A 12951-nucleotide genomic window follows, 5' to 3' on the forward strand; every position below is an offset into this window, starting at 1 on the left:
GTCTGGGGGGGGGCTCCGCCCCCCGCGCTGCGCGCGCCCCCCGGGATATTTCACCCAAGGCGAAAGCACGGCGTCATCTTTCGGCTTGGCCGAAATATCCCGGGGTGAATTCGCGAATGCGAAGAGGGGCAGCGCCCCTGTTGCCCGCCCGGGACATGGCACCGGCGCAAAATAAAAGGGCGACCCGATCGGCCGCCCCTCCTGCTCTGGCTATCGCCTGATTTTATTTCTGTTCCGAACCCGTCGGCGCCGGCGCTGCTGCGGCGGTCTCGGAGGCCGGGGGCGCGAGTTTCCGCGTGCCCTGACCGGTTTGCAGCGGGTCGTCCTGACGCTGCACCGAGCCTTCGAAATGCGCGCCGCTCTCGATCGCGATGGTCTTGTGGATGATGTCGCCTTCGACGCGTGCGGTCGAGGTCAGGCGCACCTTCAGGCCGCGCACACGGCCCACGACGCGGCCGTTGACCACGACGTCGTCCGCCATGATCTCACCCTTGATCGTGGCGCTTTCGCCGACGGTCAGCAGATGGGCGCGGATGTCGCCTTCGACGGTACCTTCGATCTGGATGTCGCCGGTCGTCTTGACGTTGCCGGTGATGGTCAGGTCCGAGGAGAGAACCGAGGGCGCGGGCTTCGAGCGCGGCGCGGCGCTCGGCGTGTAGTCGCTCGAGCTGGACGTCGGGCGGCTCGGAGCGGTCGAGCTCTCACCGGTTTTGGGCTTGTCGCCGTCGGCCTTGGGGCCCGGTTCATGGATTTTCGATTTAGAAAACATTCTTACCAGCCTTGATGAAGGTCATCGGGTTAATTGGCTTGCCTCCGAGCCGGATCTCGTAGTGCAGATGCGGTCCCGTGGAGTGTCCGGTATTGCCCATATCAGCAATCCACTCGCCTTGCGACACTTTTTGCCCGACTTTCACGTGGAATTTGTTGAGGTGGCCGTAGCGGGTGGTGATGCCGAACTCGTGGCGGATCTTGACGATATTGCCGTAGCCGCGTTCGCGTTCGGCGGCGATCACGACGCCATCGGCGGGCGCGTAGACCTTGGTGCCGATCGGGGCGGCCATATCGACGCCCTCATGCATCCGGCCCCAACGCCAGCCGAAGGGCGACGAGAAGCGGAAATGCGCCTTCACGGGCATCGAGAAGGGCAGCTTGTCGACGGCGATGCGATACATGTTCATCTCGTCGAGCTTGCGCAGGATGTTCTCGGCGCGCGCGGTGTCGCCATCGAGATCTGCCGTGCCCTTGGTCGAGAGCGAGATCGGCGAGAGCGGCCCGCCGGTACCCGAATAGCCCCGCTTGATTTCCTTGAGGACGTGATCGGGGTCCATGCCGGCCTGCTTGAAGACCTTGTCGAGCGGCTCCATCGAAATTTTCACCGCCCCTTCGAGCGTGGTGAAAATCTCGTCGTTGCGCTGCTCCATGAGCCGCTTCTGCAGGGCGATCTTGTCCATCTGCAGCTGCGCCGTCTTGGCGTTGGCGTCGGCGGTGTCGCGTTCCTTCGCGGTCTCGCCGAGCGCGGTGGACAGCATATCGACCGTCTTCTCCATATCCTCGGCGCGCGCGACCGGGGTCGGACCCGCATCGGGGCCCTTGCCCTCGGCTTTCGCCAAGGCGAGCCGGGCTTTGTCGCGCTCGTCCATGGTGCGGCGCAGGGTGGCCTGGATCACGCCGATCCCGGTTTCCAGCTCGCGCTTGCGCTCTTCCGAGGCGAGCAGCGTGGATTGCATCTTCGAGACCTGCTCAAGGGCGGTCTGAAAGCGGTCCTGTGCGGCAAGGGCTTCGGCGGCACGGGCGTCGCGCTCTTGCGAGAGCGCGTCGAGGCGGCGCTCGAAGGCGAGTTTCGCGACCTTGTCGTTCTGCTCGGCCCCGCCCGAAGAAATCCCGTCGATGAAGAGCATCGAGGTCGCGGCCATCGACCACACGAATACGCCTGCGCCGATCGCCAGTACACTCGCTTGGGTGAGGGGGCGCAGTCGGACGAACCGCGTGGCGCTGTCTGATTTCAGAAACAGCCGCTGTTCGGGCAGGATGCGCTCGAGACGGGTGTTCAGGCGGTCGAGAATGCGTCTAGGCAAGCCGGTCGGTCCTGTGTTTGTTTCGGATCAAGCGCGGCCACGGGGCCGCACGTCACTTGCGGCGGCGCACCCGTCCTGCTTGTGGATAAGTCCTCCGCCCTCGAGCCAAGGGATTACCAAGGGGGGCAGGTCCCGGCAACCTCTTTCCCCTGCACATTTGGTCACGGTTCCCTCGCGCGCGCGGTATGAGCGGTTTTCTGCCCAAAAGGCCGCGTTGCCCGGCGGTTTCGGTCCCGCCGGTCATGTCTGCGTCACGTTGGTGTGATCCACGCTTGCCGCCGGGCGCGCGCCACACAACGCCCCCGCGGCGCGAGATGCGTCGCCCGCCGGGGTGCCATGCGGGGCGCTGCGCTCGCGTGGCGGTCAGCCCAGATCGCGGGCGGCTTCGAGCACATCTTCGGCGTGGCCTTTGACTTTCACCTTCGGCCAGGCCCGCGCGACATTGCCGTCCGCACCGATCAGGAAGGTTGCACGAACAATGCCCCAGAAGGTTTTGCCATACATGGATTTTTCCGCCCAGACCCCATAGCTTTCGCAGGTCTCGCCACCATCATCCGAGGCGAGGTAGATGCCCAGATCATGCTTGGCGCAGAAATTCTCATGCTTCTTCAGGCTGTCCTTCGAGATGCCGATAACGACGACGCCAGCCTCGGCGAAATCCGGGGCAAGCCGGGTGAAATCGAGCGCCTCGGTGGTGCAGCCGGGCGTGTTGTCCTTGGGGTAGAAATACAGCACGACCGGACGGCCGGCAAAGGCCGACAGCGTCAGGTTGCCGTCTTCCGTGATCGGATTTCCGAGCGTTTCGAAGCTCTTGCCGCCCGTGGCGGGCAGGGTGAACTCCGGCGCTTTTTCGCCTGTCTCGATCATTGGGGAACCTCCTTGCAGTTTCGGGGCTTACTTTCCGCGTCCGCTTGCGCGAGACTTAACCACGAGGCAGGAGACCCGGGCAAGACCGCGCGGTGAGTCCGGCATAAGAGACGGGGTCGGCACGCGCCGCCGCCGAGGGAGAAAAAGCCCCGAGCCAACGGGCGCAAGACGAACGGTATGGAGAGACAGCGTCCCGATAATCGCGAAACGTCCGGCGCGCCCGAGAGGGCGGGCGATGCGTCGTTGAGCGATGCCGAGACGCCCAAATCCGAGGCCGAGACCCAGCCCGGGGCAGCGACCCCGGTGAGCCGCGGCCGCCGTGCCCGCACCGGTCTGCTCCTTGTTCTCAGTTTCCTGTTTCTCGGGGTCGTGGCTGCCGGCGCCTTTCTCGTCATCACCCATCGCGCGGTCGCCGTGCCGCAATGGATCGTCTCGCGCATCGAGACCCGCGCCAATGACGCCTTGCAAGGCCAGATGCGGGTCCGGCTGTCCGGCGGGATCGACCTTTACATCGACGATGGCATCCGCCCCCGGATCCGGCTGAACACGGTGCGGCTGGAGCGGCCCTCGGGTCTGCCGATCGCGGTCCTGCCAGAACTGCGTATGACGCTCTGGGCGGAGCCTTTGCTGCGCGGGCGGGTGGAGCCGCGCTCGTTTCGGTTGCGCGGGGCGAGCCTGTCGCTGCATCGTCTGCCCGACGGCAATCTGGATCTCGATTTCGGCGGCAATCGCTTCGCCAATATCGACTTGAACAACGCCTCAGATGTCATTGAAGCCTTTGAGAAAACCCTAGAGGTTCCGGCGCTGTCCCGGCTGCAGCAGATCAGCGCCGAGCACCTGCAGATCCGTCTGATGGACGAGCGGCTCGACCGGCTCTGGAAGGTCACCGATGGCCGCTTCAAGCTAACCCAGAGCGAGAGTGAAATCTCGGTCGCGCTGGGGTTCGATCTGGGCAGCGGGCAGACGAAACCGGCGCAGGTCGCGCTGTCGATGACCACGCAGAAAGCCAGCCGAGAAGCCAGTTTCGGGGCCGCGGTGACCGCGCTTCCGGCACGCGATCTGGCGGTGCAGGCCCCGGCGCTCGCGGCGCTCGGAGTGCTCGATGCGCCGATCTCGGGGGCGCTGCGCTCGGGGCTCAACGACAAGGGCGAGCTGACCGGGATGAACGCGATGCTCGAGATCGGGCGCGGCGCGATCCGGCCCAATGAGGGCGTGAACCCGATCCCGATCGAGAACGGCAAGCTCTATCTCAACTACGACCCGAAACGGCAGCGCGTCGAGGTCTCGACGCTTTCGCTCAACAGCCGGGCGCTGCGCCTGAAGGCGGCGGGCCACACCTATCTGCGCGATCTCGAAGGCGGGGTGCCGCAGAAGATCCTCGGCCAGATCGCGATTTCCGATCTGCAGCTCGATCCGGCGGGGCTGTTCGAGAGCCCGGTGCAATTCGCGCAGGGCGCGGTCGATTTCCGGCTGAACCTAGATCCGTTCCGCATCGATATCGGCCAGCTGGAACTCAACGATCAGGGCGACACGACAATCTCGGCGCGCGGCAAGGTCAGCGCCGAGAAGGACGGCTGGAAAGTCGCGCTCGATGCCGGGATCGACCAGATCGACCAGACGAAGCTGCTCGCGCTCTGGCCGCCGGCGGTGGTGCCGAAGACCCGCGAATGGCTCGAGAAGAACGTGACCACGGGCCAGTTGCGCAATGCCCGCGTGGCGCTGCGGCTCGTGCCGGGCGCGCAGCCGAAACTGGCGCTCGGCTACGAGTTCCGGGGCGCGGATGTGCGGATCATCAAGACGCTGCCGCCCGTTCAGCAGGGCCGGGGCTTTGCGACGATCATCGATACGCGACAGGCGCTCAAGGTCGAGGAGGGGCATGTGACCGCGCCGTCGGGCGGGCGGATCGAGGTGACGGGCTCATCTCTCATCGTGCCCGATATCCGCATCAAGCCCGCCCCGGCGAAGGTCACGCTGATGACGCGCTCGCCGATCCCGGCGGCTCTGTCGCTGCTCGACCAGCCGCCGTTCGAGTTTCTCAGCAAGGCGGGCATGAGCACCGATGTGGCGCAGGGCTGGGCCGAGGCGCGTTCGGTCATCCGCTTGCCGCTGAAGCCCAAGGTGCCGCAGGACGAGATCGATTTCGACGTGACCGCCCGGCTGACCGAGGTGAAGAGCGACACGCTGGTGCCCGACCGGCCGCTACGGTCCGATTTGCTGACGCTGAAGGCCGATCCCAAGGGGATGACGATCTCGGGCAAGGGCACTCTGTCCGGTGTCGGGTTCGATGCCGCCTGGACGCAGAAATTCGGGCCGGAGAACAAGGGGCGCTCGGAGGTCGCGGGCACGGTCGATGTCAGCCCCGATGGGCTCGACCGGCTGGGGATCGCGCTGCCCAACGGCATGGTGGGCGGCGCGGGCAAGGGGCGTATCGCGCTCGACCTGCGCAAGGATCAACCGACGCGGTTCACCTTCGCGAGCGCGCTGAACGGGATTCGGCTGTCGATCCCGGAAATCGGCTGGAGCAAACCGCCGGGCAGCGCGGGCGATCTGAAAATGTCCGGCACGCTCGGCGCGCCGCCGCAGGTCGACAGCCTGTCGCTGAGCGCGGCGGGGCTGAAGACGCAGGGCGACATCACCTTGAACAAGGGCGGCGGGCTGAACCGGGCGCGGTTCTCGAGCCTGAGCGTCGGCAACTGGTTCACCGGCAGCGTCGATCTGGTCGGTCAGGGCAAGGCGCGCCCGCCGAAAGTGAATGTCACCTCGGGTAGGCTGGACCTCGCTAAAGCCGATCTGGGCGGCGGTGCGGGCACCAGCGCGGGCGGTGCCGGCACGGCGATCAGCGCGTCGCTCGACCGGCTGCAGATCACGGATGGCATCGCGCTGACAGGCTTCCGGGGCGATTTCAGCACGCGGGGCGGCCTCTCGGGCCGGTTCCAGGGGCAGCTCAACGGCAGCGCGCCGATCGACGGCACGGTGATCCCGGCGGCGGGCGGGCGCGTCGCGGTGCGCGCGCAAACCCGCGACGCAGGCCGCGCGCTGGCGGCGACCGGGATTTTCACCAAGGCTCGCGGCGGGCAGGGCGCGCTGGTGCTGACCCCGCTTGGACAGAAAAGCTATGACGGGAAGCTCACGGTCGCCAACCTGCGGGTGAAGGACGCGCCGGTTCTGGCCTCGCTGCTGTCTGCGGCCTCGGGCGTCGGTCTGCTCGAGCAACTCGGCGGCGAGGGCATCCTGTTCAGCTCCGTCGAGGGCGCCTTCCGCTTGACGCCCAACGGGGTGAGTGTCACACGGGGCGCCGCCGTGGGGGCCTCTATGGGGGTGACGATGACGGGCAACTATTACCCGCAATCGAAGACGCTGAACATGAAGGGCGTGATCTCGCCTTTCTATCTCGTGAACGGGATCGGTCAGGTCATCTCTAAGCAGGGCGAGGGGCTTTTCGGGTTCAACTACTCGCTGCGCGGAAGCTCCGATGCGCCGAAGGTCTCGATCAATCCGCTCTCGGTGCTCGCGCCGGGCGGTCTGCGCGAGTTGTTCCGGGCGGGACCGCCCAAGGTGCTGAGCGAATAAGGCTGACGATGAAGCTAGACGATTTCGATTTCGAGCTCCCCGAGGGGCTGATTGCGACGCGGCCTGCGCGCCCGCGCGATGCGGCGCGGCTGCTGCTGGCCGAGGGCGATGCGATCCATGACCGCCATGTGCGCGATCTGATCGACATCTTCCGGCCCGGCGACCGGCTGGTGCTCAACAACACCAAGGTGATCCCGGCGCGGCTGGCGGGCACGCGGACCCGACAAAGCGCGCAGGGCGAGGTGGTCGCGAAGGTCGAGGTGACGCTTCTGGAGCCCGCACCGGGCGGCGAATGGTCGGCGCTCGCCAAGCCTTTGCGCAAGGTGAAGGAGGGCGAGGAGATCGTCTTCTCTGATGCGCTCTCGGCCAGGGTCGAGACGATCGAGAGCGGCCAGCTGCGGCTCAGCTTCAACCTGTCGGGCGAGGATTTCGACGCGGCGCTGGCCGAGGCCGGTGCGATGCCGCTGCCGCCCTATATCGCGGCGCTGCGCGCCCCCGATGACGAGGACAAGCGCGATTACCAGACCGTCTTCGCGCGCCATTCCGGTGCGGTCGCGGCCCCGACCGCCAGCCTGCATTTCACCCGCGAGCTGCTGGCGGCGCTGGCCGCCAAGGGCGTGGAGTTCACCGAAGTCACGCTCCATGTCGGCGCGGGCACCTTCCTGCCGGTGAAGGTCGAAGACGTCACCACCCACAAGATGCATGCCGAATGGGGCGAGGTGAGCGAACAGGCGGCGGCCGAGATCAACGCGACCAAGGAAGCGGGCGGCCGCGTCATTCCCGTCGGCACCACCGCGCTGCGCCTGATCGAAAGCGCCGCGCGTGCCGAAGGCGGTGCGAAGGGCCATATCGTGCCCTTCGGCGACGCCACCGACATCTTCATCTATCCCGGTTTCGAGTTCCGCATCACCGATGCGCTGATGACGAATTTCCACCTGCCGAAATCGACGCTGCTGATGCTGGTCTCGGCTTTGATGGGCCAAGATCGTATACGCGAAATTTACGATCATGCGGTTAAGACGGGCTATCGTTTCTTCTCTTACGGCGATGCGTCGCTTCTAATTCCGTAGAGTCGCTTTCAGGGCTTGGAAATGTCTTCGCTGCGGACTAGATGCCGCGACACGACGCAATCCAAATCAGTCCCCGGGAGTCCAAGACATGTTGTTAGTGCTGCGCCAGACATGGCCGCTTTTGCTGGGCATCATGCTCTTGATGGTCGGCAACGGGATGCAGGGCACGCTGCTTGGTATCCGCGGCAAGATCGAGGGTATCGACACCTTCTACATGTCGCTCGTCATGTCGGCCTATTTCGCGGGCTTCCTGTTCGGGTCGCGCATGGTACCGGAGATGATTGCGCGCGTCGGTCACGTGCGGGTCTTCGCGGCGCTCGGCTCGCTGATCTCGGCGATCCTCGTCCTTTATGCCGCCTTCCCGAACTGGCCCTCCTGGGTGGCGCTGCGCGTGCTGATCGGCTTCTCCTTCTCGGGCGTGTATATCACGGCGGAAAGCTGGCTGAACGCGGGCTCGACCAACGAGACGCGCGGTCAGGCGCTGTCGCTCTACATGATTATGCAGATGTTCGGCATCGTGACGGCGCAGGCGCTGCTGAACGTGGGCGACCCGGCGGGCTATCTGCTCTTCGTGATCCCCTCGGTGCTGGTGTCGCTGTCCTTCACGCCGATCCTGCTCGCGGCCTCGCCCGCACCCAGCTTCGAGACGATCCAGCGCATGACCTTCAGGCGGCTCTGGGAAGCCTCGCCGCTGGGTATAGTGGGGATTTTCCTGCTGGGCGGCATCATCTCGGCGATGTTCGGTATGGCCTCGGTCTGGGGCACCGCCGAAGGGCTCAACGTGAAGCAGATTTCGGCCTTCGTGGCGGCGATCTACGTGGGCGGCCTCTTCTTGCAATATCCCATCGGATGGGCTTCGGACCGGATGGACCGGCGCCGCGTGATCATGGGGGCGGCGCTTGCAGGCGCGGTGGTGACCTTCGCGATCTTCGTGATGAACCCGCCCTTCTGGGTGCTGCTGATCGGAGCGACGCTGATCGGCGGTGTGGCCAACCCGCTCTATTCGCTGCTGATCGCCTATACGAACGACTATCTCGATTATTCCGATATGGCGTCCGCTTCGGCGGGGCTGATGTTCATCAACGGGCTCGGTGCGGTGGCGGGGCCTCTCGTGACCGGTTGGCTGATGAGCGTCATGGGGCCGGGCGGCTTCTTCCTCTATATCGGGGTGCTCTGTGCCGGGATCGCGGGCTATGCCGCATGGCGGATGACGCGCCGCGAAGCGCCTTCGGCGGACGAGACCGGCTCCTACACGCTGCTCTCGCCGACGGCGACGGCGGTTGCGGTCGAGGCTCGTCTCGAAGTCGCTCAGGAAGAAGCGGAAGCCGAAGCCGAAGCGGAAGCCGAGGCAGATGCGGAAGCCGAGGCGGAAGCGGAAGATCACTCCGAGGCCGACAAGCGCACGGATACCACCGGCTGACGCAAGCCCCCTTTGCCTGCCTCTGCGCTTGCCCTACCATGATCTGACGACAGGCGGGGCAGGCACGGCAGGGGAGGGCCGTCACCATGGATCGCACAAACGAGATTATACGCTTCTGGCGTATCGAGGTCGGCGAGAAATACTGGTATCAGTCGAGCGAGCAGATCGACGCCGCGATCCGGCGCCGCTATGCGCCGCTCTGGCAGGTGGGCGCGCAAGGTGCGCTGAGTGAATGGGAGCGCAACGCGGAGGGCGCGCTGGCGCTTTTGCTGCTGCTCGACCAGTTCCCGCGCAACATGTTCCGCGAGGACCCGCGCGCCTTTCAGACCGATCCGATGGCGCGGCGCCATGCCGAACGTGCGATCGCCCAAGGGTTCGACCTGCAGATCGGCCCGCCGCTGCAGCAGTTCTTCTACCTGCCTTTCATGCATTCCGAGGAGCTATCCGATCAGGATCGGGCGGTCACTCTGTTCGCCGAGCGCTGGCGCTCGGAGGACAACCTGCGCCATGCGCGCGCACATCGTTCAGTGATCGAACGGTTCGGGCGCTTCCCTTGGCGCAATTCTGCGCTAGATCGCGAAACGACGCCCGAGGAACAGGCATATATGGAACAGGGCGGCTACCGCAAGGCGCTTGCGGATGCGGATGAGTTGAAGCTGTCCGTAAAATAGTTTAATGCCAAACCAGTTTCTGACCGGAGGGAAGACATGGCATCGAAAAGCTACGACATGATTGTGATCGGGGCAGGGCCGGGGGGCTATGTCAGCGCCATCCGGGGCGCACAGCTGGGCCTCAAGGTCGCGATCGTGGAGCGCGAGCATCTGGGCGGCATCTGCCTCAACTGGGGCTGTATCCCCACGAAAGCGCTGCTGCGCTCGGCCGAGGTGTTCCACCTGATGGAGCGCGCGAAGGATTTCGGTCTCAGCGCCGAGAAGTTCGGCTATGACCTCGACGCGGTGGTGAAACGCTCGCGCGGGGTGGCCAAGCAGCTCGCCTCCGGCGTCGGCCATCTGCTCAAGAAGAACAAGGTCGATGTCGTGATGGGCACCGCGAAACTGGCCGGCAAAGGCAAGGTTTCGGTGAAAACCGACAAGGGTAGCGAAGAGTTGACCGCCAAGAATATCGTGCTGGCCACCGGCGCGCGGGCGCGCAACCTGCCGGGGCTCGAGGCTGACGGCAAGCGCGTCTGGTCCTACAAGCACGCGCTCAACCCGCCGCATGAGCCGAAGAAACTGCTGGTCATCGGCTCCGGCGCGATCGGCATCGAATTCGCCAGCTTCTTCAATACGCTGGGCGCCGAGACGACTGTCGTCGAGGTGATGGATCGTGTGCTGCCCGTCGAAGACGAGGAAATCTCGAAATTCGCCAAGAAGCAGTTCGAGAAGCAGGGCATGACGATCCGCGAAAAGACCACCGTGACCAAGCTCGACCGCAAGGCCGACAAGGTCATCGCGACGCTCGACAAGGGCGGCAAGACCGAGACGCTGGAGGTCGATACCGTGATCTCCGCCGTGGGCATCGTCGGCAATGTCGAAGATCTGGGCCTTGAAGAGGCGGGCGTGAAGGTCGATCGGACCCATGTCGTGACCGATGAATACTGTCGCACCGGCGTCGACGGGCTCTATGCTATCGGCGATATCGCGGGCGCGCCGTGGCTGGCCCACAAGGCGAGCCATGAGGGCGTGATGGTGGCCGAGCTGATCGCGGGCAAGCACGCCCATCCGGTCAAGCCGGGCTCGATCGCGGGCTGCACCTATTGCCAGCCGCAGGTCGCCTCGGTCGGCATGACCGAAGCGAAGGCGAAAGAGGCGGGCTACGACATCAAGGTCGGCCGCTTCCCCTTCATCGGCAACGGCAAGGCGATCGCCTTGGGCGAGAGCGAAGGTCTGGTGAAGACCGTGTTCGACGCGAAGACCGGCGAATTGCTGGGCGCGCATATGGTCGGCGCGGAAGTGACCGAGTTGATCCAGGGCTATGTCGTGGGTCGTCAGCTCGAGACCACCGAGGAAGACCTGATGAACACCGTCTTCCCGCACCCGACCCTGTCGGAGATGATGCACGAGTCGGTGCTCGACGCTTACGGGCGCGCGATCCACTTCTGATCGGATGTGCCGAGAGATGCGAAAGGCCGGGGGAGACCCCGGCCTTTTTCGTTGCGTGGTAAGGGGCGCGCCCGAGCCTCGGGTGGGCGCTGCGCGTCGCCTGTGGCCGAGCGGTTTATCCCGCAAGCCCGCAAGTCGGATGTGCGTGCGCTGACATCGTCAATGCGCCCTCCCGGGGGGAGGGTCGGGCGCGGCCCGGGGCTGGTCGCCCCGTGCCGGTTATGACCAAGGCCCGTTCTTGCCCTTCCGCCGCACCTTCGGCATCGAGCGCGCGCCGCTCCAATCGCCCGTAGCCGGCGCGGGGGCTGCGCGCTCACGACGCACACCCGTACCGCCCGCCATCTGACGCAGCGCGGCCACGCGGTTCTCGGTCGAGGGGTGGGTGGCGAACAGGTTATCCGCGCCATGCCCGCTCAGCGGGTTGATGATGAACATATGCGCGGTCGCGGGATTGCGCTCGGCGGCGACATTCTCGACCCGGCGCGCGCCCGCCTCGATCCGCTGCAGCGCCGAGGCGAGCCAGAGCGGATTGCCGCAGATCGCAGCGCCTTCCTTGTCGGCCGCATATTCGCGGGTCCGCGAGATCGCCATCTGCACCAGCGCCGCCGCCATCGGGGCGAGGAACATCATCGCCAGCGTCCCCATGATCCCCATCCGCTCGCGTGAGCCGCCGAAGAACAGCGCGAAATTCGCCAGCATCGAGATTGCACCGGCGAAGCTTGCGGTCACCGTCATGATCGCGGTGTCGCGGTGCTTGATATGGGCCAGCTCGTGGGCGATCACGCCGGACAGCTCTTCGCGCGACAGGCTCTGCATCAACCCGGCGGTCACCGCCACGGCGGCATTCTCGGGGTTGCGACCTGTGGCGAACGCGTTGGGCTGCGGCGTGTCGATCAGATAGACGGCGGGCATCGGCAGGTCGGCATTCTTCGCCAGTTGGCCCACCAGCGCGTTCAGCCCCGCGCGGTCGCCCGGCGCCACCAGATGCGCGTTATGCATCCGCAGCACCATCTTGTCCGAATTCCACCACGAATAGACATTCATCCCGGCGGCGAAGATCAGCGCGATCACCATGCCAGTCGCGCCCCCCATCAGGTAGCCCAACCCCATGAACAGCGCCGTCATCGCCGCCATCAGCATCGCAGTCTTGGCATATCCCATCGTGACCATCTCCACGCGAAAACACTCGGTCTCGATATAGGCACGCGCCGCGGCCACGCAATTCCGCGGGGCGCGCAAAACAAAAGGGGCCCCGGCGGGACCCCTTCAAAATCATGCGATGCAGCGCGCGATCAGCGTTCGATCTCGCCACCGCCCGCGTGCCAGTCATGCAGGCCACCGAGGTTGTAGACATGCTCGTAGCCCAGCTGGGCGAGCATCTGCGCCGCACCGGCCGAACGCGCGCCCGAGGCGCAGTACAGAGCGACCGGCTTCGACGTGTCCAGCTTGGGATGCTTCTCGGGGCTCGACGGGTCGGCCTTCATGCGGATCGTCGCGAGCGGGATATGCAGCGCGCCCTTGGCCTTGCCCGAGCTTTTGACTTCCATGCCCTCGCGCACGTCGACGACGGTCAGTTCGCCGGCTTTCGCCTTGGCCACGGCGTCTTTCGCCGAGATTTTTTCCACGCGGCCACCGCCGGAAGGACGAAGGAAGTTCAGCATCTCAATACCTCTTGCGTTCGCTGGACCCGAAAGATCCGTTTCCCGCCTCATGTGGCAAATGCCGGGAGGCTTTCAAGAGTATTAGCGCGGAACGGAGCGAAAATACATTCAAGAAATGGAATTTAATGCCGATCTGCCACGATTTTGATCGTGCTGCGAGGCGGGCAGGCGGCGCGCGCAAAGCGC

At 65.4% G+C, this 12951-nt stretch carries 10 protein-coding genes; 5 read left to right on the forward strand and 5 right to left on the reverse strand.

The annotated features are described in order from the left end of the window. Positions 1-223 precede the first annotated feature (223 nt). From AC2TZ7_RS10285 to AC2TZ7_RS10295, 3 genes are all read right to left on the reverse strand, one after another. A complete protein-coding gene (locus AC2TZ7_RS10285; RefSeq protein ID WP_078519318.1) occupies positions 224-769 on the reverse strand; it encodes a bactofilin family protein in 546 nt (181 codons plus the stop codon). Then, on the reverse strand, positions 759-2075 hold the full coding sequence (locus tag AC2TZ7_RS10290; RefSeq protein WP_489864135.1) for a DUF5930 domain-containing protein: 1317 nt from the start codon (positions 2073-2075) through the stop codon (positions 759-761). The genes AC2TZ7_RS10285 and AC2TZ7_RS10290 overlap by 11 nt, the downstream gene beginning before the upstream one ends. 363 nt (positions 2076-2438) lie before the next feature. After that, positions 2439-2942, reverse strand: coding sequence for a peroxiredoxin (locus tag AC2TZ7_RS10295; RefSeq protein WP_489864136.1), 504 nt, complete (start codon positions 2940-2942; stop codon positions 2439-2441). Positions 2943-3119: 177 nt separating this feature from the next. On the opposite strand from AC2TZ7_RS10295, the gene AC2TZ7_RS10300 reads away from it, so the two are divergent. The 5 genes from AC2TZ7_RS10300 to lpdA all read left to right on the forward strand — a co-directional run bounded on the left by AC2TZ7_RS10300 (position 3120) and on the right by lpdA (position 11104). Further along, positions 3120-6512 carry a YhdP family protein gene (locus AC2TZ7_RS10300; protein WP_489864137.1) on the forward strand — a complete coding sequence of 1131 codons (3393 nt, stop codon included), beginning with the start codon at positions 3120-3122 and terminating at the stop codon, positions 6510-6512. An 8-nt stretch (positions 6513-6520) separates the two neighbouring features. Beyond that, positions 6521-7582 carry a tRNA preQ1(34) S-adenosylmethionine ribosyltransferase-isomerase QueA gene (gene queA, locus AC2TZ7_RS10305; RefSeq protein WP_489864138.1) on the forward strand — a complete coding sequence of 354 codons (1062 nt, stop codon included), beginning with the start codon at positions 6521-6523 and terminating at the stop codon, positions 7580-7582. Between the two features lie 88 nt (positions 7583-7670). Then, positions 7671-9002, forward strand: coding sequence for an MFS transporter (locus AC2TZ7_RS10310; RefSeq protein WP_489864139.1), 1332 nt, complete (start codon positions 7671-7673; stop codon positions 9000-9002). An 86-nt stretch (positions 9003-9088) separates the two neighbouring features. Further along, positions 9089-9673, forward strand: a complete 585-nt coding sequence (locus AC2TZ7_RS10315; RefSeq protein WP_489864140.1) for a DUF924 family protein — start codon at positions 9089-9091, stop codon at positions 9671-9673. Between the two features lie 36 nt (positions 9674-9709). Next, a complete protein-coding gene (lpdA, locus tag AC2TZ7_RS10320) occupies positions 9710-11104 on the forward strand; it encodes a dihydrolipoyl dehydrogenase (protein ID WP_078539426.1) in 1395 nt (464 codons plus the stop codon). A 219-nt stretch (positions 11105-11323) separates the two neighbouring features. Here the strand turns inward: lpdA and htpX are convergent, their stop codons facing one another. Both htpX and AC2TZ7_RS10330 read right to left on the reverse strand, forming a co-directional pair. Next, on the reverse strand, positions 11324-12265 hold the full coding sequence (gene htpX / locus AC2TZ7_RS10325; RefSeq protein ID WP_489866805.1) for a zinc metalloprotease HtpX: 942 nt from the start codon (positions 12263-12265) through the stop codon (positions 11324-11326). 131 nt (positions 12266-12396) lie between these two features. Continuing rightward, positions 12397-12765 (reverse strand): rhodanese-like domain-containing protein, encoded by a 369-nt coding sequence (locus AC2TZ7_RS10330; protein ID WP_098410661.1) that lies wholly within the window; start codon positions 12763-12765, stop codon positions 12397-12399. Positions 12766-12951: the final 186 nt, after the last annotated feature.

The organism is Thioclava sp. ISO4, assembly GCF_058105145.1.